The sequence below is a fragment of the Psychrobacter pasteurii genome (assembly GCF_900162815.1).
Taxonomy (GTDB): domain Bacteria; phylum Pseudomonadota; class Gammaproteobacteria; order Pseudomonadales; family Moraxellaceae; genus Psychrobacter; species Psychrobacter pasteurii.
On sequence record NZ_FUGD01000090.1, the window covers coordinates 1 to 20,270 of the forward strand.

A 20,270-nucleotide genomic window follows, 5' to 3' on the forward strand; every position below is an offset into this window, starting at 1 on the left:
TATTCAAAAAATCATTGAAGATTCAGGACACACTATTCTATGGTTACCGCCTTATAGTCCTGACTTAAACCCTATTGAGCAAACTTGGGCTTGGGTTAAGAAAAAACGTCAAGATTGGGGAATAGATTGTATCGATACGTTATTCTTCTATTTTCTTTGGCTGTGTGACTGTTTTTAAGGGCTATGACTATAGAAAGCGATCTTGCCCGAGGGTGGTTAAGGGTAAACCACAAAAATATCCCAAAAAAAATACCAGTCAGCGTTAACTGACTGGCATTAATCTTTACAGACAGCTTATTTATCTAAAAGAGACGGTTAGTTGTTGGGCAACTTAAAGCCATTAATCTGGCTACGTGCTTTTTCGATATCACCGGTTACCATGAGTTTTAAAGAATCCATGGCCGCTTCCAGAGCTGCTTCAATCGCAATCTGGTCATCTGGAGAGGGTTTAGACAATACATGGCCACTTACTTTGGATTTATGACCAGGGTGGCCAATACCAATGCGTAAGCGATGGAAGTCATTTCCAAGATGAGGAGTAATATCACGCAGTCCATTATGACCGCCATGACCGCCGCCTGTTTTGAGTTTAATGCTTCCCGCAGGAATATCCAACTCATCATGAGCGATCAGCAGTTCTTGTGGCTTAATATCGTAATATTTTGCCATTGGCACCACAGATTGGCCTGACTTATTCATAAAAGTCATCGGCAACAATAGGCGCACGTCAGTATCAAAGATACGACCACGACCAGTTAAACCATTAAACTTTTTATCCGCTGCCAGTTCAATATTAAATTGGTCAGCAATCAGGGCCACAAACCAAAAGCCAGCATTATGTCTTGTTTCGACATACTGCTGACCTGGGTTGCCAAGCCCAACAATAAGTTTAAGTTGGGACATAGCGTTCTCACTGTATAATAAGTTATGTCTGCCAATCTATAGATTTAGATAACTACCCGAAAGCAGTCATCTAATTGATCGGCAGGAGACGAATTATTATTCGCCTTTGTCTTCTTCACCGCCTTGCTCAGAAGCAGGTACGTCAGCTGCATCAACTTCTTGAGTGTCTTCGTCAACTTCTTCAACAGTTGGTGCCTGCATGTTAACCACAGTGCGGTCAATTGGCTCGTCAACGTCAAGTTCAAACAGGATAACGCCTTCAGGAAGTTTGATGTCTGTTAGGTGTAGTGATTCACCAATTTCAAGCTCAGATACGTCTACTTCTAGGTACTCTGGAAGATCTTGTGGTAGACATACGATTTCGATGTCAGTTACTAGAGTAGATAAGATACCACCCGCTTTAACGCCAGGTGCAGTTTCACGACCAACAAAGTGAACAGGGATGTTCATGTTGATCTTCTCACCTTTAACAATGCGCTGGAAGTCAGCATGCATTGGGAAGCCTTTTGATGGGTGACGCTGTAGGTCTTTAATAACCGCTAGTTCTTCTTGACCATCAAGCTTGATAGTCAAAATGTTTGAGAAGAAAGCTTCGTTTTCTAGAAGTTTCCAAAGCTCATTGTTTTTGATAGCGATAGTTGTAGGCTCTTCGTTACCGCCATAGATAATAGCAGGAACTAAGTTTTGCTTACGCAGGCGGCGGCTCGCACCTTTGCCCTGCTGATCGTCGGTACGGATAATGCCGTTTACCGTGTATAAAATATCACTCATGAGAGTATCCTTGATTGAATTATTTAGGTTTTGATGCGTTCAAGCTACGCTTGCGACCAACGTGGCCAGACACACATCTTTGTACTGTATAGCAAGTAATACAGGCCGTTAATATAGTGCCGGTACTTTTTGCTTACATACAGAGGGCGTATTATACGCACAATAAGCACTAAAATCTAGTACAAAAAAAACCGCCATCTAAAAGACAGCGGTTTTTCAAGTTCAATAAGTTTTATTAAGCAGACCTTGTCTAGTCGATAGACTCAAACATAGCGCTAATAGATTCTTCGTTATTGATACGGCGTAAGCTTTCAGCCAATAGTGAAGCAATCGTTACTTGACGAATTTTTTCACAAGCTTTTGCTTCATCAGATAAAGGAATACTGTCAGTAACAACTAACTCATCCAATACTGAATTGCTAATGGTCTTAATCGCATTACCCGATAATACTGGGTGAGTGATGTAACCTAGAACACGGCGTGCACCATTGTCTTTAAGTGCTTGAGCAGCTTTACATAAAGTACCAGCGGTATCTACCATGTCGTCAACGATAACACAGTCACGGTCTTTAACATCACCGATGATATGCATCACTTGTGATTCGTTTGCACGAGCACGACGCTTATCGATAATGGCCAGTTCAGTATTACCATCTAGCTCTTTGGCCATCGCACGAGCACGGACGACACCGCCTACGTCTGGTGACACAACCATTAGGTTATCATAACCTTGTTTTTTAAGGTCTTTTAGTAATACTGGAGTACCGTAGATGTTGTCTACTGGGATATCGAAGAAACCTTGGATTTGGTCTGAGTGCAAATCAACAGTCATCACACGGTCGATGCTAACGATGTTAAGCATATCCGCAACCACTTTGGCTGAGATAGGCACACGTGCTGAACGAGGACGACGGTCTTGACGAGCATAACCAAAGTACGGCATTACAGCTGTGATACGGCCTGCACTTGAACGGCGCAGAGCATCAGCCATAACCATGATTTCCATCAAGTTATCGTTGGTAGGGGCACAAGTAGGTTGCAGAATGAAAACGTCTTTACCACGAACGTGCTCTTTAATCTCGACAGCAATTTCGCCATCAGAGAAGCGCGTGACATCAGCACGGCCAAGAGGGATGTGTAGGTGATCAGCGACAGTTTTTGCCAGTTCAGGGTGGGCATTACCCGTAAAAATCGCCAGATATGGCATGGTTCAAGTCCTATTTATTTGACTTAAGAGAGGAGCAGTAGAGACTGCACAAATAAAGAAGAAAGTTGAACGTTTAGAAAATGGCAGGGGTAGCTGGACTCGAACCAACGGATGTCAGGATCAAAACCTGATGCCTTACCAACTTGGCTATACCCCTGTAACAGACAAACTTTATCAAGAAGTCTTACGCTGCTAGCTGCTATAAGTTAGCATGTCTCTTGATAATTTACTATCAAAATATTAATAAATTTGTTTCACTAATGTTTTGATACTTTTTACTTATTGTCTAATCGGTAGCGTTCGAGGCGAACTATACCGAAAACTAACTAGATATGTCAACAAACTAAACCGTTTAATTTTATAAATAAGCAGTTTAGCCTATGACGAAAATGGCAGGGGTAGCTGGACTCGAACCAACGGATGTCAGGATCAAAACCTGATGCCTTACCAACTTGGCTATACCCCTGTATGGGCGAGTTATTATACACAAGAATTTATCGATTGCAACTGTTTTTCGAAGATATTTAAAAAATATCGGTTTTACACCCTCAGATTGCCCTATTTATCTCAATAAAGACTCAGTTATTATGGCATGACAAGGGGGCGGATTGTTAATCATATAAGTTTGGATTTGAGGAGTGGCGGCTTCAGGAATCGGTAAAAACACACTGCTACCTGTGCCCGTCATTCTAGCAGAGCTGTTAGTAATGGATTCTAGTTTTTTTAGATATGCCAGTGCTTGTTTAACTTCTGGCACTAAATTTGTCACTACCGGCTCAAACACATTGCTAAAAGGAGGGTAGAGTCGGTCGAGATAACCTTCACTATTTCCTTGAATGTCAGACACGCTTAATGCGGGAATATCACGGCGCAATTCAGGGTGGGCAAATAGAGCCTGAGTAGAAGCGTGGGCATTGGGGTTTAATAACAGATAATGCTGAAGTGGGAGGGACAACGGAGTCAACTTTTCACCTATGCCTTCAGCGACAGCATCTTTACCCAAGATAAAAATGGGCACATCAGCACCAACACGACTGCCAATTTCGATTAGTTTTTGCTGCTCTAAATTAAAGCCCCATAGCTTATTTAGCGCTAAAAGAGTGGTTGCTGCATTGGAAGAGCCACCGCCCAGTCCAGCACCCGTAGGCAGCACTTTGTCCAGCTTGATATCTATCACTGGTAGACTCTCAAGCGTTTCAAAGAGCTGAGTATCAGATTTAACGGCATCAATTAAAGCTAGGGCAACCTTGGTGATTAAGTTATCAGTGATGTCTGCAGTGACTGTCACCTCGCTGTTTAAGCTAATGGGTAGCTGAAGGCTCTTAAAGTCATCTTTGGGATTAAACTGCTTTTTACTGACCTGAAAGTGTAAAGTATCGCCCCAATCAAGCAGACGAAATACGGTTTGCAGGTCGTGATAGCCATCTGCACGTTTACCGGTAATGTGTAAAAACAGATTGATTTTCGCTGGGGAGAATAAGCTAAACTGAGGCAAAGAGGTCATAGAGTCATCACATCAAATACAAAAAAAGTAAGACAAATTAAAGTTTTAACAGAGGCTGTGAGAAGGGTTGAGGGTCTCAACCTCTTCAAAAGCTAATCCACTAGCCATGTGAAATGGTCAGGATTACTCTGTGACCATCAGCACGAAGTACCGTGATTTTATTAGGTGTACGTGTGCTAGCATTATCGTCTTTATAACTAAATTTGGCTACCCAATCTCCATTTTGTGACGCTTGTATACGGCCCTGGGTATCTAGCTCACTGTTGGTATCTGAGGGTGCTGGGCGACCAGAAATCCAGTGACGCAGCTGTGAAATAGGCGCTTGCCAGCCTGTTGCTTGTAATAACAGCTCTTCAGGAGAAGCCGCTTTAATTTCTCCAGTGCGGTCACTGACCAAAGTGGCAGTACGGCCATCATATTCAATAACGGTATGACCAATGCCCAAGGCACCGGTTAGGTCTATGGCAAAGCGGTCTTGCTCTTGGGCCCAGACATAAAAAGCGCTGCCCGTTTGGGCTGCACTGTTTTCAGTCTTCGGCGTGGTAATGCCAATTTTTCCGCGGATATTAAAGCTTTGTAATAATTCTGGGTATTGCGGGGTACTGCCAGTAATCACACTGCTATTGGCATTAGGCGTCGTCCCCATATGCTGCGTGGTTTGACAGCCGGTAATAATAAAAGCGCTGGTAGCCAAAATTAGACTTAAGGCCCCTTTTTTAGAGACCGCTTTAGCAAAAGATATTTTTGGGTTTGAAATTACAGGCTTTTTGCTGAGCAGTGTGGTCATAATTATCCTTAATTTATTTAGGCTTAGTCTGTATTTTGGCTATACATAAAAGCTTAAAGACAGAGTAATAGGGAGTATTTGTTTAAATAGGAAATAGATTAAAGGAGATGATTTTAGCAAGGCTTTGTGAGTTTTAAGAGTCTGTAGCGTTCAACTTTTGTGTCCGTATTGCTAAAAAGACTCTTAGCAGCCCTAGAGCCACTACTAAAGCTTCTACTAAAGTTACTACTACTAATAAGACTGCAATCTATCACTAATGTCTTGCTGACCAACGGCAAAGCGCTGCTGAATATCGCCAAATAAGTCTAAGACTTTATCTTGTTGATTTAGGCCTTGGTAGGCACGCAGTAAGATAATCCCTGAATCTAAAGTCGGCGAGATGTCATAGGGTACTTCGAGATACTCAATAACTTGCTGATACTGCTCTTTGGATAAGGCGTCAGCGGCCAATAGGTTTAATGCCGCTAAGTAGTTTTGTTGATTAAACTGGGGCGAATCAAAGGGTAGTCCCAAAACTAACTGAGCCAAATTCAGCGACTGCTCAACATCTTGCTCGTTGCCCACTTCAAATAATAGTTTGGCAGAGGCAACCATATAGTCCGGGTTTTCAGGATCAATGAGTAGCAAACGATCGAGCAACCGACGCTTTAGAGCAGTGTCTTGTTCATTGTCTAATAATTGCGCTCGAGCAAACATCAGCTTAGTATCATCTGGATAGCGCTTATTGGCCTCAGCTAAAAGGTTTCGGGCTTCGGTTAGTTTGTCTTGTTGACGCAAAATATCTGCTTGTAAAATAGCGCTTTCGGGTCCGTAGACATCAAACTCGTCACTAAACTGCCTCAAGGTCTCTAGGGCTTTATCAGGATGACCTTGCAATAACTGAATAGACACCAGTTTTTGACGCGCTTTTAGCACTAAGTTTTCTTGCATAACTTTGGATAAAAAACGTTCTGCTCGGTCAAACTTTTGTTGACGCTCAGCGCTAATGCCAAGATAGTAATAAGCTTGATCGATATAGGCAGGCGAGGAAGCCAGAGCAGACAGTAGATCATCCGCTTGGGAGTAAGCCTCGATATCAATACTGACCAAAGCGGCCAGCAAAGTGACCTCTTCATCATGAAATAAATCGTGAGCTTGCAATAACAGTTCATGAGCTTCTTGGGTCTCGCCCAGCTCTAAACGGTAGCGAATCTCATACAGATACAAAGTTTTATTATTCTTTAGTCTTTTTCGCTCAGCACTAATAAACTTTAACACCTGACGGTCAGGTTGCAGCTGCTTTAAGATATCGGCCTTCAATACAATAAAAGGAGCGTTGTCAGGCTTGAATTTCAAAGCCCGGTTGACACTCAATAAAGCGATATCAGGCTGCCCCAATTGTGACATCAAGCCAGCTTGCATGACTAACAAAGAGGGGTTGTCGTGTTTAGGAAGGCGCAACAAGGTTTCTAGCAGTAAGCGTTGATCAGACTCATTGGTGGGATAAATACCAATGAGAATCTCACTAAGGTCCGCCTGAGTATCGTATTCTAAAATCTCAGATAACACCTTGCCTGACAAATTATAGTCATGAGCCTTTAGTGCCAAATGTGCCACATAGAATAGGGCAGGGACGTGCTCGGTGTTTTGTTGTTGCCACTTAACAGCGAACGCTAAGGATTCTTTTGGCATTTCATAAAGTAAGGACAACTCTAAAGCCCGCTCAAAGACAGTTGTGGCTTCATTCTTAAAGGCCTCCTGCTTATAAAGCTGTAATCCTGCGTCTATTTCACCTCGATTAATCAAAAACTCAGCTTGCATTACATTAAGCAAACTGGGGCGGTGTTTGGTTAAAGACAAACGGCCATGAGATTCGTCTACTACTTGGTCACCAATATTGGGAGGCAGTGTGGTTGGCTCAGCTCTAGATTGGGTAGATTGAGCCATAGAATCTGGGGTGTCTTTTTTATCTATGATGCTGATAATTGGAGATAACACACGACGTATAGGGTCTAAGACATTAGCAGAAGCAGAGTGCGAAGCCATACTGGCCAAGCTTAGCAGGATACACAAACGTAATAAGCGCTGACGGGTAAGGCTTAGGGGCTTTTTTTGATGAGTCTGTTCTTTTTTTGGCAACTTGCGGTTTGAAGCGGCTCGTGAATTACGCTTTGAGTGTTTGGCTGAAATTGCTTTTTTTAGGTCAGAGCTAAAAGTCTGCTTAAAGGTTAGGCGCAGGCGAGCCTGGGACTCCCCAAAACGAGTTTTGACCCTTTTTGTCACTTTTTTAGACTCATTAAACTGCTGTAAAAAAAGCATAAACTTCCGACTGGTGTAATAAGATGATAGGCACTTGCTAGTGGCTATTTTTTGGCGGACAGGCAATCCTGACTCGATGAAAGTGGTGTTTGTTTAAGGATGAAATCTTACTAGCGGCGCCAAAAAACCTACAGAATATCCCTTAAAGTAGGTAGGAAGACCTTTAAAATAAAGCCTTAGACCGGCCACCGCTGGCAGCAAAATATTGGATTCTATTATAATCAATTATTAGCCAGTCTAATAGTATTATCCTTGTTACTTCTGACGCTGCCATAGCCAGTCAGCTAGTGCGGTTAAGGCACTTTGTGGTCCAAAGCTGTATTCAATCGCTTGTTTTCCTTCAACAAATAAAGACTTGGCATAGTCCGTTGCTGTGTCTACGCCCATTAATCTGACATAGGTCGATTTATTTAAGCCTTCATCACTGCCTGCAGGCTTGCCTAAAGTATCTGTGCTGGCAGTCACATCCAAAATATCGTCTTGAACCTGAAAAGCTAGGCCAATATTTTGGGCAAATTGAGTCAGTGAAGGCAGTTGCTCAGAGCTTGCTTTTGCACATACGCCGCCCATCAAAACAGCCGCTTCAATTAAAGCCCCTGTTTTGTCACGGTGAATGGCTTCAAGTTCAGCTTGAGTAATTTGTTTATTCTCAGCATTTAAGTCGAGCATTTGGCCAGAAACCATTCTTCTAGCTCTTGGAGCAAAAACGGTTAATAATTTGGCGGCCTGTTCATCTGCAATGGGAGCAAACCCTTCAATATTGGCGGTTAATACTTCAAAGGCTAGGGTTTGTAACACATCGCCTGCCAACATAGCCGTGGCTTCATCAAACTTGATGTGACAAGTGGGGCGGCCGCGACGTAAATCATCGTCATCCATGCAGGGAAGGTCATCATGGATAAGCGAGTAGGTGTGTAAGAACTCTACTGCGAGCATGGCGCGGCGACAGTCGTCATTAATCATTAAATCTGATAAGGCTTCGCTCTGTAATTCAAAATCTATCTGGGCACTGCTTTGCTCTACGGTGTGATAGCCACAAGCGACCAATAAAGGACGCACCCGTTTGCCTTGACCTGTCATCGCATAGCGACAAGCTTCTTGTAGTGGGTTAGGAAGACTTGCATGATTTAGCAAGGCATCAATATCAGCGTTTAAGGTGGCGATAACCTGTTGACTTAAATTTTCAAAGTTGACGGGCTGTTTTATCATAGAATCAATGCTCAACAGTCAATGCACAAGGCATAAAAACGGGATGGGAAATTAAGCTGTAATCAAATACAGTTAGACTAGCAGTATTAGTATTAGACAACACTTTATATGGCTTTCATTTAGCTCTTATTGAACTTTTATTCAGCTTTTATCTAATTAGGGCAGTTTAGGCCTTAATTCAAGTGGAGGTTTGGTTGGCTCAAGTGTTGTCTTTAATAGAGACTAGTTTAACATGGGCAAACCAGGTTTAGCGTCTACTGTTGCCGACAAAAGTGTAAAAAACAACACAGTAAATGCGAGGGTCAAAAGCTTTCTGCTTTAAATTGGTGGTTTAAAAAGCTATTTATGCAGATTTTTCTGGTAGTTGCTTGGCAATAAAGATTTGGATAGTCCACTAAATTTATGACCTATGAGTCAGTGATTCTGTTGTGACAGCAAGGGGTTAAATCCCCTACACTAACCGGCGTAAAGAACGATTCAACACGCAGCTATTAGGGTAAAGATATAAACCGGCAAGTTATAGGATAGTAATTTACTACACTGTGTGCGCTCTAATAATATAGAATCTATATAAGTATATGTTTTCAGCTTAGGTTTTATCTAAGCTTATTAGAATATGATCCAAGTGATTTAGCTTCTGACGTGGGGTGACTGCACGTAAAGCTTAAAATAAAGCACTAAAATAACAAGGAGATTTACATGATATATCAAGGTAGCCGTATTACGGTATCACTGTTAGATGATGGCATCGCTAACATGCAGTTTAACGCCGAAGGTGAGAGCGTTAATAAGTTTGATGCAGAAACCAATAAACAGTTTGGCGAAGTTGTTACCGCATTAGAACAAGCAGATAATGTAAAAGGTTTAATTGTTACTTCAAGCAAAGGCGTCTTTATCGCTGGTGCTGACATCACAGAATTTGTGGGCCACTTTAATAAAGAAGCAGAAGAAATTGAAAAGTGGATCGTTGAAATCAACGGTGTATTCAACCGCTTTGAAGACCTACCATTCCCTAAAGTTGCCGCTATTAACGGTGCCGCGCTAGGTGGTGGTTGTGAAATGACGTTGGTTTGTGAATACCGCGTAATGGGCGAAAAAGCACAAATCGGTCTTCCAGAAACTCAATTAGGTATCTTCCCAGGCTTCGGTGGTAGTGTTCGCACGCCACGTGTTATCGGTATCGACAACGCACTTGAGCTTATCGCAACTGGTAAAGCACAAAAACCTGCTCAAGCGCTTAAATTAGGTTTGGTTGACGCCGTTGTTGCTCAAGACGACCTAGAAGCAGCGGCGATTGATCTAGTGAAAAAAGCAATTGCTGGTGATTTAGATTGGCAAGCGAAGCGTGAAGAGAAGCTTCAACCTGTTAAACTAAACCAGCTTGAACAAGCAATGGCATTCAACAGTGCTAAAGGCGCTATCTTCGCTAAAGCAAATCCAAAACAGTATCCAGCACCTGCCATCGCTATCGAAGCGATTGAAAAGCATGTGAACTTGGGTCGTGATGAAGCGATTAAAGTAGAAGCAGCACACTTTGCTAAAGCGGCGAAAACACCACAAGCAGAAAGCTTAGTGGGTCTATTCTTAAACGATCAAACCGTTAAGAAATTAGCCAAAAAGCACACTAAAAATGCTCATGAAATCAATGAAGCAGCAGTACTTGGCGCTGGCATCATGGGTGGCGGTATTGCCTATCAAGCGGCTTCAAAAGGCCTGCCAATCATCATGAAAGACATCAAGTCTGAGCAATTAGACTTAGGTATGGGTGAGGCGAGCAAGCTACTAGGTAAGCAGGTTGAGCGTAAGAAAATGACCCCAGCACAAATGGGTGAAACGCTAAGCCGTATCCGCCCAACGCTTAACTATGGCGACTTTGGTGAAACGGACATCGTTATCGAAGCGGTTGTTGAAAATCCAAAAGTAAAACATGCTGTATTAAAAGAAGTGGAAGGCCTAGTAAAAGAAAACGCTATTCTTGCTTCTAACACCTCAACCATCTCTATCACTCATCTAGCCACTGTGCTTGAGCGTCCAGAGAACTTCGTGGGTATGCACTTCTTCAACCCAGTACACCGCATGCCACTAGTAGAAGTTATCCGTGGTGAGAAATCGTCAGAAGAAGCAATTGCAACAACTGTTGCACTAGCTCAGCGTATGGGTAAAGTGCCTGTTGTTGTGAATGACTGCCCAGGTTTCTTAGTGAACCGCGTATTGTTCCCATACTTCGGCGCGTTTGATCTTCTGTTAAAAGAAGGCGCTGACTTTGTTCATGTTGACAAAGTTATGGAGAAGTTCGGCTGGCCTATGGGTCCTGCATACCTAATCGACGTGGTTGGTCTAGACACCGGCGTACACGGCGCAGAAGTAATGGCAGAAGGCTTCCCAGATCGCATGAAGCCAGACTACAAAGGCGCTATCAAGCATCTGTTTGAAAACAATCGTCTAGGTCAGAAAAACGGCGTTGGTTTCTACAAGTACGAAAAAGACAAGCGTGGCAAGCCTAAGAAAACAGCAGACGACGCTACTTATGCACTGCTAAAAGACACGACTGATGCGGATACTCAACAGTTTGAAGATCAAACCATCATCGATCGTATGATGCTTGCGTTCTGTAACGAAACTGTTCGCTGCTTAGAAGACAACATCGTAGCGACTCCAGCAGAAGCAGACATGGCGATGATTATGGGTGTTGGCTTCCCTCCATTCCGTGGTGGTCCATGCCGTTACATCGACCAAGTTGGCCTTGATAACTACTTAGCGCTATGTGAGAAATATGCTCACCTAGGCAAAGCGTATGAAGCGCCACAAAAAATCCGTGATATGGCAGCGGCTGGCGAAACGTTTTACCCAAAAGCCTAATACGATAAGCTTGGGACGATTAAATAATTAATTAGTCAACTGATGCTTTGATATGCCTTATTAGTGCATGACTCAACAATGAGCGGACAGCGTCAGTTAGGCTAAACGATAAAAAATTCAAGGAGTATTACATGACAACATTAAGTCCAAAAGACGTGGTCATCGTAGATGGCGTGCGTACCGCAATGGGTAAATCTAAAAACGGTATGTTCCGTAACGTTCGTGCTGATAGCATGTCAGCTGAGCTGGTTCGCGCTTTAGTTAAGCGTAACGACTTTGATACTAATGAAGTTGAAGATGTGATCTGGGGCTGTGTAAACCAGACTCTAGAACAAGGTATGAACATTGGCCGTAACATTGGTCTATTGGCTGATATCCCAAAAACAGCTGGCGGCCAAACTGTTAACCGTCTATGTGGTTCATCAATGCAAGCGCTACACACTGCCGCTGCTCAAATCATGACCAACCAAGGTGAAGTTTTCATCATCGGTGGTGTTGAGCACATGGGCCACGTGGGCATGATGCATGGTATCGATATCAACCCAGAAGCGTCTAAGCACTATGCTAAAGCGTCTAACATGATGGGCTTAACTGCTGAGATGTTAGGTCGTATGAATGGCATTACTCGTGAGCAGCAAGATGAGTTCGGTGTTGAATCTCATCGCCGTGCTTGGGCAGCCACTCAAGAAGGTCGTTTTGCTAATGAAATCATTGGCATCGAAGGTCATGATGAACAAGGCCGTCTACAGCTTTGTACTGTGGATGAGGTTATCCGCCCTGACACTACGCTTGAGTCACTAGCGAAATTACGTCCAGTATTTGATCCAGCAAACGGTACAGTAACGGCAGCAACTTCATCTGCGTTATCAGACGGTGCGTCTGCAATGCTAGTAATGAGCGCACAAAAAGCGAAAGACTTAGGTCTTAAGCCACGTGCTCGTATCCGCAGCATGGCAGTAGCCGGTTGTGACGCTGCTATCATGGGTTACGGTCCTGTGCCAGCGACTCAAAAAGCACTAAAACGTGCTGGCATGAGTATTGATGACATGCAAACCATCGAGCTAAACGAAGCTTTCGCAGCTCAAGGTCTGTCTGTACTTAAAGCACTAAACCTACTTGATAAGCAAGACATCGTGAACGTTAACGGTGGCGCTATCGCTCTAGGTCACCCACTAGGGTGTTCAGGTGCTCGTATCACTGTAACGCTACTGAACGCAATGGAGCAGATGGATACTGAAATTGGTCTAGCGACTATGTGTATCGGTCTAGGTCAAGGTATTGCTACTGTTATTGAGCGTGTTTAATCGCTGATTAGGTAAAATACCAAGAGGATTACTTTCATCCTCTTGAATCAAAAGCACCTCTGACGTAATGTTAGAGGTGCTTTTTTAGGTCTTGTATTTGGCCAAACTAATTTCGCTTTATGCCAAAAGGTATCGCCTTATGACTAATAATAAACCTGCTGATCCGGTAGAAAATGGACAAGCCAATGCAAAGTCATCTCTCACCGGTAATGGCAAAAACCCTTACCGAAGATCTGCTTTGACTAAGCTGTTTTTAATCTCAGCTGTGGGTGTTGGGTTGAGTTTGATATCTAGTGCTAAGCTGGCAGCGACTAACTTGGCGGATAAAAAGAACCAAGACTCAATTAAGCCTCAAATACTGGCAGGCAAAGTCACAAAGAGCTTAGAGCAATTTAGCTTTACTACTGAGCAAGGGGTGCAATATCACATAGCTGACCCAAGTCATATCTTGGATGATTTAGCCAAAAAAAGAGGGGTTGTAGATGGCTTCTATACCCTCAACCGAGTTCGAGTAAAGGCTTTAATTAGTAAGGTCGGTAATTACGGCCACATGGGTTATTATGAGCGTCAGGTCACTATTGTCGGGATTGCAGATAGTTAATGCTGTCCTGTTCATATCTCTCACAATCTGTAACTCTAACTTGCTTAAAGTTACGACAACTGTTCACCAAAGGGTTTGACCCAGTGACACTAATATGACTTAATAGAGGTAGGTATTTTTGTCCTCAACAACACAAGGAGTGTGTTATGTCAAAAACCATCACCACTGATAAAACCTATCGCATTATGCGCGAAAATACTCAGGCGATGATCATTGATGTGCAAGAGAAGCTAACCCCGCACATTTATCGTCATGAGGAAATCATCAAAAAGACGCTGACTTTAATTCAAGGCCTACAGCTACTAGATGTACCCATTGTGCTTAACGAGCAATATAAAAAGGGGCTAGGCGAGACACTGCCTGAAATCATGGAGGTACTGGATACTTCAAAGGCCAAGATTATTGAAAAGGTCACCTTTAGTGCCTGTGACAATGATGAAACTTGGAACTATCTGGCACAGCAAAACCGAATTTCAGTGTTGGTATTTGGGGTGGAGACCCATGTGTGCGTCATGCAGACCGTGTTAGATCTACTTGATAACGGTATGCAGCCGGTAGTAATTGCCGATGCCACAGGCTCTCGTGATAGCTATGATCGCCGTCAAGCGATTCGCCGTATGCGCCGAGCTGGAGCAGTCATTACCACCACCGAAGCTATTTTATTTGAGCTGTGTCGTTCAAGCAAAGACCCTGTGTTTAAGTCCATCAGCCAGTTAATTAAATAAACTAGATAAATTACAAAGATTCAGTCTATATTTAGTTAGGACATCCGTGATTAAGTCAGAGGGCTTAGTCACGGATTTTTTAATGAAAATAATCAGACGCTCTAGATGAACGCGTAGTCTTGTATAAGCCAAGATATTCTATTAGCCTATACCAACATTTCCTACCAAAACACAAGGTTTGCTATGTCATTATCCACCCAAAAAAATACAGCCGATAAACCCCTGAATATGACGGATATCACTGAGTTTTTATTAGAGCTTGATGCCCTAAAGCGGGTGAATAGACGCAGTTATGTACCGCAAACCACTCGATTAGAAAACTCTGCTGAGCATTCATGGCATTTAGCAATGGCGTGTTGGTCTATCGCTGAACTATTTGAGCTTGAGGTCAATCATGAGAAGCTTTTGAAACTGGCTTTGGTGCATGATTTGGGTGAGATTGATGCTGGAGATACTTTTTTGTATGACAGCCGTCGTAGCGAAGCGCATATTGAAGAGAGAGAAGGGATTATGCGTCTGCAGGCGCACAGTGGCAACGGCATTGATAACTTGCTTGAGGTATGGGATGAACAAGAGACAGGCAGCAGCCCTGAGACTCAATTATTAAAGGCCATTGATCGCCTATTACCCTTTTTATTAAACCTAAATGCTGAAGGTAAAACCTGGAGTGAGCATGGGGTTAAACGCTCACAAGTGGCGGCTATGCATGCTTTTATAGCAGACAGCTTTCCAGTTATCCATGAGTGGATAGAAGTGCAGCTTGATTATGCGACTGAGCAGGGCTGGCTAGTGGATGCGTAGTAAAGCAGTTAATATGTTCAAAAAATAAAGGTGCACAGGGTGCACCTTTAAATAATGAGTTAAAAAATTCATACATCAACGAGCTAGGCTTTAGTGGCCACACCCAAAAGCTGACCCATCTGCACCACAGAGCCATGCTTCATATCTTGTGTCCATTCGGTGCCGGCGGACTTCGGTAGGACCACAATGGCAGTTGAGCCCAAGTAGAAACGGCCAAGCTCATCCCCTTTTTTCAAGCGGATATTGTGCTCTAAGGTTTGAATCTGCTCGCTGCGTTCAATTTTGCCAGTAGCAACGGTTTCGATACCAGCCACAATCATAGCCCCAACCAACACCACGCAAGCCTTGCCAAATTCAGTGTCAAAAACACAAACTAAGCGCTCGTTACGGGCGAATAAATCAGGCACATTTTGTGCAGTAACATTATTTACTGAGAATAAAGTTCCAGGCACATAGCGGGTCTCAATTAAAGTGCCATCAAAGGGCATATGAACTCTATGATAGTTGCTCGGCGCTAAATACACAGTGGCAAAGCTACCGCCTTCATAATAATTGCCATCTTTATTTTCAGTATCAGCCAGCAGGTGACTAACTGAATAATCACGGCCTTTGGCTTGCAAAATTTGGCCTTGTTGGATGTGGCCAATTTGTGAAATCATACCGTCAGCTGGAGAGATGACACCTTGATCAGTGTTATCAATAGGACGAGCATCCACGTCTAATTCGCGGGTAAAAAAGTCATTAAAGCTCTTAAAATCTGCTAAATCTTTTCTGGCATATTCTTCTAGGGTAATGCCATAGGCTTTTGCAAAGGTTTTGACAAAAGTCTTTTTGATAAGCGGGTTTTTACTGGCAGCCAGACGACCGGCCACTTCACTAATTTTTTGCTGTGGCACCAAGTGTTGGGCTGCGGTAAATAGACCATCACGGGTCAGTAGTAGCTGAGCTTGTTGTTTTAATGAGTTTTTCATTATATTTTTCATAGGGATATCATCGTAAGCTGTGAAAATAAAAGATAAAATTGTTAAATTTAAAAGTAAAGAAAACAAATATTAATAGATAGCTAGTTTATCATAAACCGTATTCAACAACGTTAACAGTGAGAGCGTAGTATTTAAGGTATCACTATTAATTAAGGGATAATTATGAAGGCATTAATTCAGAGAGTAAGCGCGGCCAGTGTGACGGTTGAGGGCCAGGTCGTGGGTGAAATTGAGCAGGGTATCTTAGCTTATATTGGTCTAGGTCCTGAGGACAGTTTAGACACTGCCAAAAAGATGATCGATAAGATTTTGACTTATCGTATTTTCGATAATGAGGCAGGCAAGCTGGATAAAAATGTGCAGCAAGTAGAAGGCGGGCTGTTGGTGGTTTCCCAATTTACTTTAATGGCCAAAACCGATAAAGGTCGCCGTCCAGATTTTGGTGGTGCAATGGCTCCAGCGGCGGCCAGTGCTTTGTTTGAACAACTGGTGGATTATGCCAAACAGCAATACCCAAAAGTAGAAACTGGTAAGTTTGCGGCAGAAATGCTGGTTAAGGCAGATAATGATGGGCCGCTAAACTTTATTTTAGAAACAAATTAAAGAGGGCTAGAAGGTAGCTAACACTAATTTATATAAGGGTAAGTTTTTGATTAAAATGATAACTTAACCTAATAAGTTCTTATATTGTCATCTAATTGTCACAATAATAAGCTGTAATATAACGGTCATAATTTTATGAGCCAAATTACAGTGGGCTGATACTGATGTTAGCAATAACCTTATCAATATCAGACATGTAAACTAAAGGACTACAGATAAGATGAATACGGAAACCATATTGGTTGTAGAAGATGAACCGGCTATTCGTGAAATGATAGTTACCACGTTAGAGATGGCAGGATTTGAGTGTCTGCAGGCTGAAGATGTCAATGAAGCCCATAACCAAGTGGTAGATCATCGACCTGCCATGATTTTATTAGATTGGATGTTGCCTGGTAATCAATCGGGCATAGACTTGTGTCGTCGTCTCAAAAAAGATGAGATGCTATCAGAGGTCCCCATTATCATGCTCACCGCAAGAGGGGAGGAGGATAATAAAGTACAAGGCCTAGATGCGGGCGCCGATGATTATATTACTAAGCCATTTTCTACCCGTGAGTTGGTGTCACGAATCAAAGCCGTTCTACGTCGTAGCAGTGCTTTATCGGGTGATAAGCCTATTGAAGCACAAGGTTTAAGCCTAGATCCTGTTAGCCAACGTCTGTCAGCAGATGGTACGCCGGTAGAAATAGGACCGACGGAATATCGCTTGCTGGCCTTTTTTATGAGTCATCCTGAGCGCGCTTATACGCGAACACAACTGCTAGATCAGGTGTGGGGTGGTAATGTGTATGTAGAAGATAGAACCATTGATGTGCACATTCGACGCTTGCGTAAAGTACTTGAGCCGTATAATTATGCTCAATTTATCCAAACAGTACGGGGTACGGGCTACCGCTTCTCAACCCAAGTAAATGGCTAAATGGCTCTTTTTATACAAGCAGTCTGACTGTTTTAGTCAGACTTTTTGCTTCATAATGTGAGGCAAATTTAGACAGTATTTAGGGCGGTTTGTACCCAATATTTTGTACCTAATATACAGTTATCTATCTTTCAACTGAGACTATCATGAGCTCCTTTAAGCCAAAGCCTGTCGCTAGTAACGAAAGCCCTCGGTCTACTTTGCTATGGTCAGATTTTAAGTGGTTAATCACCTTAACTCTGCTTGGCACACTATTTGGGTACTATATCATCGACTCGGTACCTTTGGGCATCATCGTGGGGCTGCTCATATACAACGTCTGGCGACTTTACGCGGTGCAGCAGTTCTATGGCTGGATGAGGAAGTCTTTAACTTTGCCACCCCCTGAGCTATCTGGCAGCATGACCTTTATGGCCAATCAGCTGTATGAGAGCAAAAAACAAGAGCAAATGACTCATCAAAAAATGATGGCGCTGATTAAAAAAATTCGTAGCTCGTTGCTGGCCTTGCAGGACGCGGTTATCTTGCTCGATAAAGATGACAGTTTGGAGTGGTGGAACCAAGCGGCTGAAACCTTATTAGAGTTACGCTCAGAGGATCAGGGTCGCAGTATTTTGGACCTTATTAATGTCCCCGAGTTTACCGATTATTATGTCAACGCTGTCTCTCCCAATGATGGCGTGCGTTTGCGCTCTTGGCGGGATTATGAGCGATTTTTGCAATGTGAAGTCACTCATTTTGGTACCGAAAAACTGCTAATTATCTATGATGTGACCCGCTTACAGCATTTAGAGCAGATGCGTAAAGACTTCGTGGGCAATGTATCGCATGAGCTACGTACCCCTTTAACTGTATTGATGGGGTATATCGAGACCTTCTCTGATCAGCCAGATTTAGACCCCAAGTGGCAACGTGGCTTTAGTTTAATGACCCAGCAGACAGAGCGGATGAATCGTATTATTAATGATTTACTGCTGTTGTCTCGTCTTGAGAATGAAGAGGCTATTAGTTCTGAGCGGGTTGATATGCCTAAGCTTATGACCAGTATCTTCGATGATGCTCAGGCTTATAACCGAGACTATTGCCACCTGATTGATTTGCATATCGACTCCCAGCTGGATGTCTATGGCTCCTATAGTTATCTTAATAGCGCCTTACTAAACTTAGTCATCAATGCCATAAAATATACGCCCAAAGGCGGCATAGTCAGAATTACTTGGCAAGAAGTAAAAGACGGGTGCTTATTCTCGGTTCAAGACAATGGTATTGGAGTTGCACCCGAGCATCTTGAACGTTTAACGGAACGCTTTTATAGAGTAGATAGCGGGCGCAGTAGAAGCACTGGGGGCACAGGGCTAGGGTTAGCCATTGTCAAACACGTGCTCTATCAGCATGGTGCTAAATTAAAAGTTGAGTCTGAGGAGGATAAGGGATCAACTTTTAGCGTATTTTTCCCAGCCCGCTGTATTTATCGTGAAAAAACAGAGAAAAAGCAGAAAGAAGAGGCGCAACAGGTTATAGAAGCCAGTGACACTGAGAAGCCGCTACTTTTGACCGGCCCTCAACCTCAAGAGCCAGAAGAGTAATGGTTTGATGTGATTGTGATAAGGTATTGCCATACAGAGTTCGGATACCAGATTGAGACACACCCATAAAAAAAGAGCCGTTCACTAAGTGTGAGCGGCTCTTTTTTATTAATACCAAGGGATAAATTACCCTAAAGATATCAAATTAACTGGTGTGAGCAGTTATTAGTGTTGTACACCACCAACGCCATGAACGTGGCCATGGTTTAATTCGTCTTCAGTAGCAGCACGTACTTCAACGATTTCTACGTCAAAGCTTAGTTTTTTACCCGCTAGTGGGTGGTTAGCATCTACAGTTACTGTGTCTTCGTTAACGTCAGTAACAGTAACTAGCATAACTTGGCCTTCAGCTTCAGACTGGAACTGCATGCCAGGTTGGATGTTATCAACGCCTTGGAAATTAGCGCGAGGTACTTGTTGTACTGCTTGCTCTTGATATTCACCATAAGCATCAGCTGGTTCGATAACCGCTGTTAGTGAATCGCCAGCAGACTTGCCTTCTAACTCTTTCTCAAGACCTGGGATGATGTTGTTATGGCCATGTAGATAAGCTAGAGGCTCACCTTGTGACTGGTCGATAACGTTGCCACTTTCGTCTTTTAGGATGTAGTTAAAACGTACGGCAGTATCTTTTGCGATTGTTGTCATAAAATTTCCTCAAATAAATATAGGCGTTCTATATGTTCATTAATAATACAATAAAGTAGGGTGCTTATAGGGGTCAAATATAAAGCTAACAATGACAGCTAACCGTTTATTCAGCCACACCTCTGCTAATTGCCTTGTCTAATAGATTGCGGTGATAGATAAAAGTTTCAAGTCATGTTCTCAAATTAATCGCCAAATTGCTAAGTTTTTTACAAAAAATTAAGCTTTTTTATTCAATAAAGGCGAAAAAAGCCCCGAAAATCCGCAAAAGAACAGGATTTGGCTGTTTTTTTGCTCATTTTAACGGCAGTTTTTTATCATATCCTTCTCTAAGATAGGCATAAATAGTAACAAAGACTTAAGGCAATCTACCCCTTTAAGGTTGAAGTTTGGACCAAAGCCCCCGACTTAATCAATATCTAAGGAATAAAATAAGCGGATTAGCATAAGAGATAGAGGCAGTTCTATCTCCCCTCGCTTTGCCCATTATAGTACGGACAATATATTTAATTTAGATGAAAAACGGGCCTACTCTTATTATAGAGAGTCTTGTATTACA

18 protein-coding genes and 2 tRNA genes are annotated in these 20,270 nt (G+C 42.8%); 9 read left to right on the forward strand and 11 right to left on the reverse strand.

Features of this window, described 5'->3' with window-relative positions; genetic code table 11:
* Positions 1–13: 13 nt before the first annotated feature.
* Positions 14–178: a transposase gene (locus tag A1232T_RS14615; RefSeq protein ID WP_077449012.1), complete on the forward strand. Its 165-nt coding sequence runs from the start codon at positions 14–16 to the stop codon at positions 176–178.
* Between the two features lie 137 nt (positions 179–315).
* On the opposite strand, the gene pth is transcribed toward A1232T_RS14615, so the two are convergent.
* The 9 genes from pth to A1232T_RS08380 form a co-directional block, all read right to left on the reverse strand.
* Positions 316–903: an aminoacyl-tRNA hydrolase gene (gene pth / locus A1232T_RS08340; protein ID WP_077448992.1), complete on the reverse strand. Its 588-nt coding sequence runs from the start codon at positions 901–903 to the stop codon at positions 316–318.
* Between the two features lie 96 nt (positions 904–999).
* On the reverse strand, positions 1,000–1,674 hold the full coding sequence (locus A1232T_RS08345) for a 50S ribosomal protein L25/general stress protein Ctc (protein WP_077448993.1): 675 nt from the start codon (positions 1,672–1,674) through the stop codon (positions 1,000–1,002).
* 250 nt (positions 1,675–1,924) lie between these two features.
* Positions 1,925–2,881 (reverse strand): ribose-phosphate pyrophosphokinase, encoded by a 957-nt coding sequence (locus A1232T_RS08350; RefSeq protein ID WP_077448994.1) that lies wholly within the window; start codon positions 2,879–2,881, stop codon positions 1,925–1,927.
* Positions 2,882–2,962: 81 nt separating this feature from the next.
* A tRNA-Gln gene (locus A1232T_RS08355) sits at positions 2,963–3,038 on the reverse strand.
* 233 nt (positions 3,039–3,271) lie between these two features.
* Positions 3,272–3,347: transfer RNA gene (locus A1232T_RS08360), tRNA-Gln, on the reverse strand.
* A gap of 96 nt (positions 3,348–3,443) precedes the next feature.
* Positions 3,444–4,385 carry a 4-(cytidine 5'-diphospho)-2-C-methyl-D-erythritol kinase gene (gene ispE, locus A1232T_RS08365; RefSeq protein WP_077448995.1) on the reverse strand — a complete coding sequence of 314 codons (942 nt, stop codon included), beginning with the start codon at positions 4,383–4,385 and terminating at the stop codon, positions 3,444–3,446.
* Between the two features lie 100 nt (positions 4,386–4,485).
* Positions 4,486–5,172 carry a lipoprotein insertase outer membrane protein LolB gene (gene lolB / locus A1232T_RS08370; RefSeq protein WP_095532751.1) on the reverse strand — a complete coding sequence of 229 codons (687 nt, stop codon included), beginning with the start codon at positions 5,170–5,172 and terminating at the stop codon, positions 4,486–4,488.
* Between the two features lie 231 nt (positions 5,173–5,403).
* Positions 5,404–7,434 (reverse strand): tetratricopeptide repeat protein, encoded by a 2,031-nt coding sequence (locus A1232T_RS08375; protein WP_244152428.1) that lies wholly within the window; start codon positions 7,432–7,434, stop codon positions 5,404–5,406.
* Between the two features lie 291 nt (positions 7,435–7,725).
* Positions 7,726–8,679, reverse strand: a complete 954-nt coding sequence (locus tag A1232T_RS08380; protein WP_077448997.1) for a polyprenyl synthetase family protein — start codon at positions 8,677–8,679, stop codon at positions 7,726–7,728.
* Positions 8,680–9,378: 699 nt separating this feature from the next.
* On the opposite strand from A1232T_RS08380, the gene fadB reads away from it, so the two are divergent.
* The 5 genes from fadB (at position 9,379) to A1232T_RS08405 (ending at position 14,969) form a co-directional block, all read left to right on the forward strand.
* Positions 9,379–11,538, forward strand: a complete 2,160-nt coding sequence (gene fadB / locus A1232T_RS08385) for a fatty acid oxidation complex subunit alpha FadB (RefSeq protein ID WP_077448998.1) — start codon at positions 9,379–9,381, stop codon at positions 11,536–11,538.
* Between the two features lie 131 nt (positions 11,539–11,669).
* Positions 11,670–12,842, forward strand: coding sequence for an acetyl-CoA C-acyltransferase FadA (gene fadA, locus A1232T_RS08390; protein ID WP_077448999.1), 1,173 nt, complete (start codon positions 11,670–11,672; stop codon positions 12,840–12,842).
* A gap of 139 nt (positions 12,843–12,981) precedes the next feature.
* A complete protein-coding gene (locus A1232T_RS08395) occupies positions 12,982–13,443 on the forward strand; it encodes a hypothetical protein (RefSeq protein ID WP_077449000.1) in 462 nt (153 codons plus the stop codon).
* 146 nt (positions 13,444–13,589) lie between these two features.
* On the forward strand, positions 13,590–14,168 hold the full coding sequence (locus tag A1232T_RS08400) for an isochorismatase family protein (protein ID WP_077449001.1): 579 nt from the start codon (positions 13,590–13,592) through the stop codon (positions 14,166–14,168).
* Positions 14,169–14,351: 183 nt separating this feature from the next.
* Positions 14,352–14,969, forward strand: coding sequence for an HD domain-containing protein (locus A1232T_RS08405; RefSeq protein WP_077449002.1), 618 nt, complete (start codon positions 14,352–14,354; stop codon positions 14,967–14,969).
* Positions 14,970–15,052: 83 nt separating this feature from the next.
* On the opposite strand, the gene asd is transcribed toward A1232T_RS08405, so the two are convergent.
* Positions 15,053–15,940 carry an archaetidylserine decarboxylase gene (gene asd, locus A1232T_RS08410; protein ID WP_244152429.1) on the reverse strand — a complete coding sequence of 296 codons (888 nt, stop codon included), beginning with the start codon at positions 15,938–15,940 and terminating at the stop codon, positions 15,053–15,055.
* A gap of 174 nt (positions 15,941–16,114) precedes the next feature.
* Between asd and dtd the strand changes: the two genes are divergently transcribed.
* From dtd to phoR, 3 genes are all read left to right on the forward strand, one after another.
* Positions 16,115–16,555, forward strand: a complete 441-nt coding sequence (gene dtd, locus A1232T_RS08415) for a D-aminoacyl-tRNA deacylase (RefSeq protein ID WP_077449004.1) — start codon at positions 16,115–16,117, stop codon at positions 16,553–16,555.
* A gap of 220 nt (positions 16,556–16,775) precedes the next feature.
* The gene (gene phoB, locus A1232T_RS08420; protein WP_077449005.1) at positions 16,776–17,477 is read left to right on the forward strand and encodes a phosphate regulon transcriptional regulator PhoB; all 702 of its coding nucleotides are present in this window, start codon (positions 16,776–16,778) and stop codon (positions 17,475–17,477) included.
* A 146-nt stretch (positions 17,478–17,623) separates the two neighbouring features.
* Positions 17,624–19,063, forward strand: coding sequence for a phosphate regulon sensor histidine kinase PhoR (phoR, locus tag A1232T_RS08425; RefSeq protein ID WP_077449006.1), 1,440 nt, complete (start codon positions 17,624–17,626; stop codon positions 19,061–19,063).
* A gap of 165 nt (positions 19,064–19,228) precedes the next feature.
* On the opposite strand, the gene A1232T_RS08430 is transcribed toward phoR, so the two are convergent.
* The gene (locus A1232T_RS08430; protein WP_077449007.1) at positions 19,229–19,711 is read right to left on the reverse strand and encodes an FKBP-type peptidyl-prolyl cis-trans isomerase; all 483 of its coding nucleotides are present in this window, start codon (positions 19,709–19,711) and stop codon (positions 19,229–19,231) included.
* Positions 19,712–20,270 lie beyond the last annotated feature (559 nt).

Coding starts and splice junctions, on each gene's coding strand:
- pth (WP_077448992.1), bottom strand. CDS start 903: ATGTCCCAACTTAAACTTATTGTTGGGCTTGGCAACCCAGGTCAGCAG.
- A1232T_RS08345 (WP_077448993.1), bottom strand. CDS start 1,674: ATGAGTGATATTTTATACACGGTAAACGGCATTATCCGTACCGACGAT.
- A1232T_RS08350 (WP_077448994.1), bottom strand. CDS start 2,881: ATGCCATATCTGGCGATTTTTACGGGTAATGCCCACCCTGAACTGGCA.
- ispE (WP_077448995.1), bottom strand. CDS start 4,385: ATGACCTCTTTGCCTCAGTTTAGCTTATTCTCCCCAGCGAAAATCAAT.
- lolB (WP_095532751.1), bottom strand. CDS start 5,172: ATGACCACACTGCTCAGCAAAAAGCCTGTAATTTCAAACCCAAAAATA.
- A1232T_RS08380 (WP_077448997.1), bottom strand. CDS start 8,679: ATGATAAAACAGCCCGTCAACTTTGAAAATTTAAGTCAACAGGTTATC.
- fadB (WP_077448998.1), top strand. CDS start 9,379: ATGATATATCAAGGTAGCCGTATTACGGTATCACTGTTAGATGATGGC.
- fadA (WP_077448999.1), top strand. CDS start 11,670: ATGACAACATTAAGTCCAAAAGACGTGGTCATCGTAGATGGCGTGCGT.
- A1232T_RS08395 (WP_077449000.1), top strand. CDS start 12,982: ATGACTAATAATAAACCTGCTGATCCGGTAGAAAATGGACAAGCCAAT.
- A1232T_RS08400 (WP_077449001.1), top strand. CDS start 13,590: ATGTCAAAAACCATCACCACTGATAAAACCTATCGCATTATGCGCGAA.
- A1232T_RS08405 (WP_077449002.1), top strand. CDS start 14,352: ATGTCATTATCCACCCAAAAAAATACAGCCGATAAACCCCTGAATATG.
- asd (WP_244152429.1), bottom strand. CDS start 15,940: ATGAAAAACTCATTAAAACAACAAGCTCAGCTACTACTGACCCGTGAT.
- dtd (WP_077449004.1), top strand. CDS start 16,115: ATGAAGGCATTAATTCAGAGAGTAAGCGCGGCCAGTGTGACGGTTGAG.
- phoB (WP_077449005.1), top strand. CDS start 16,776: ATGAATACGGAAACCATATTGGTTGTAGAAGATGAACCGGCTATTCGT.
- phoR (WP_077449006.1), top strand. CDS start 17,624: ATGAGCTCCTTTAAGCCAAAGCCTGTCGCTAGTAACGAAAGCCCTCGG.
- A1232T_RS08430 (WP_077449007.1), bottom strand. CDS start 19,711: ATGACAACAATCGCAAAAGATACTGCCGTACGTTTTAACTACATCCTA.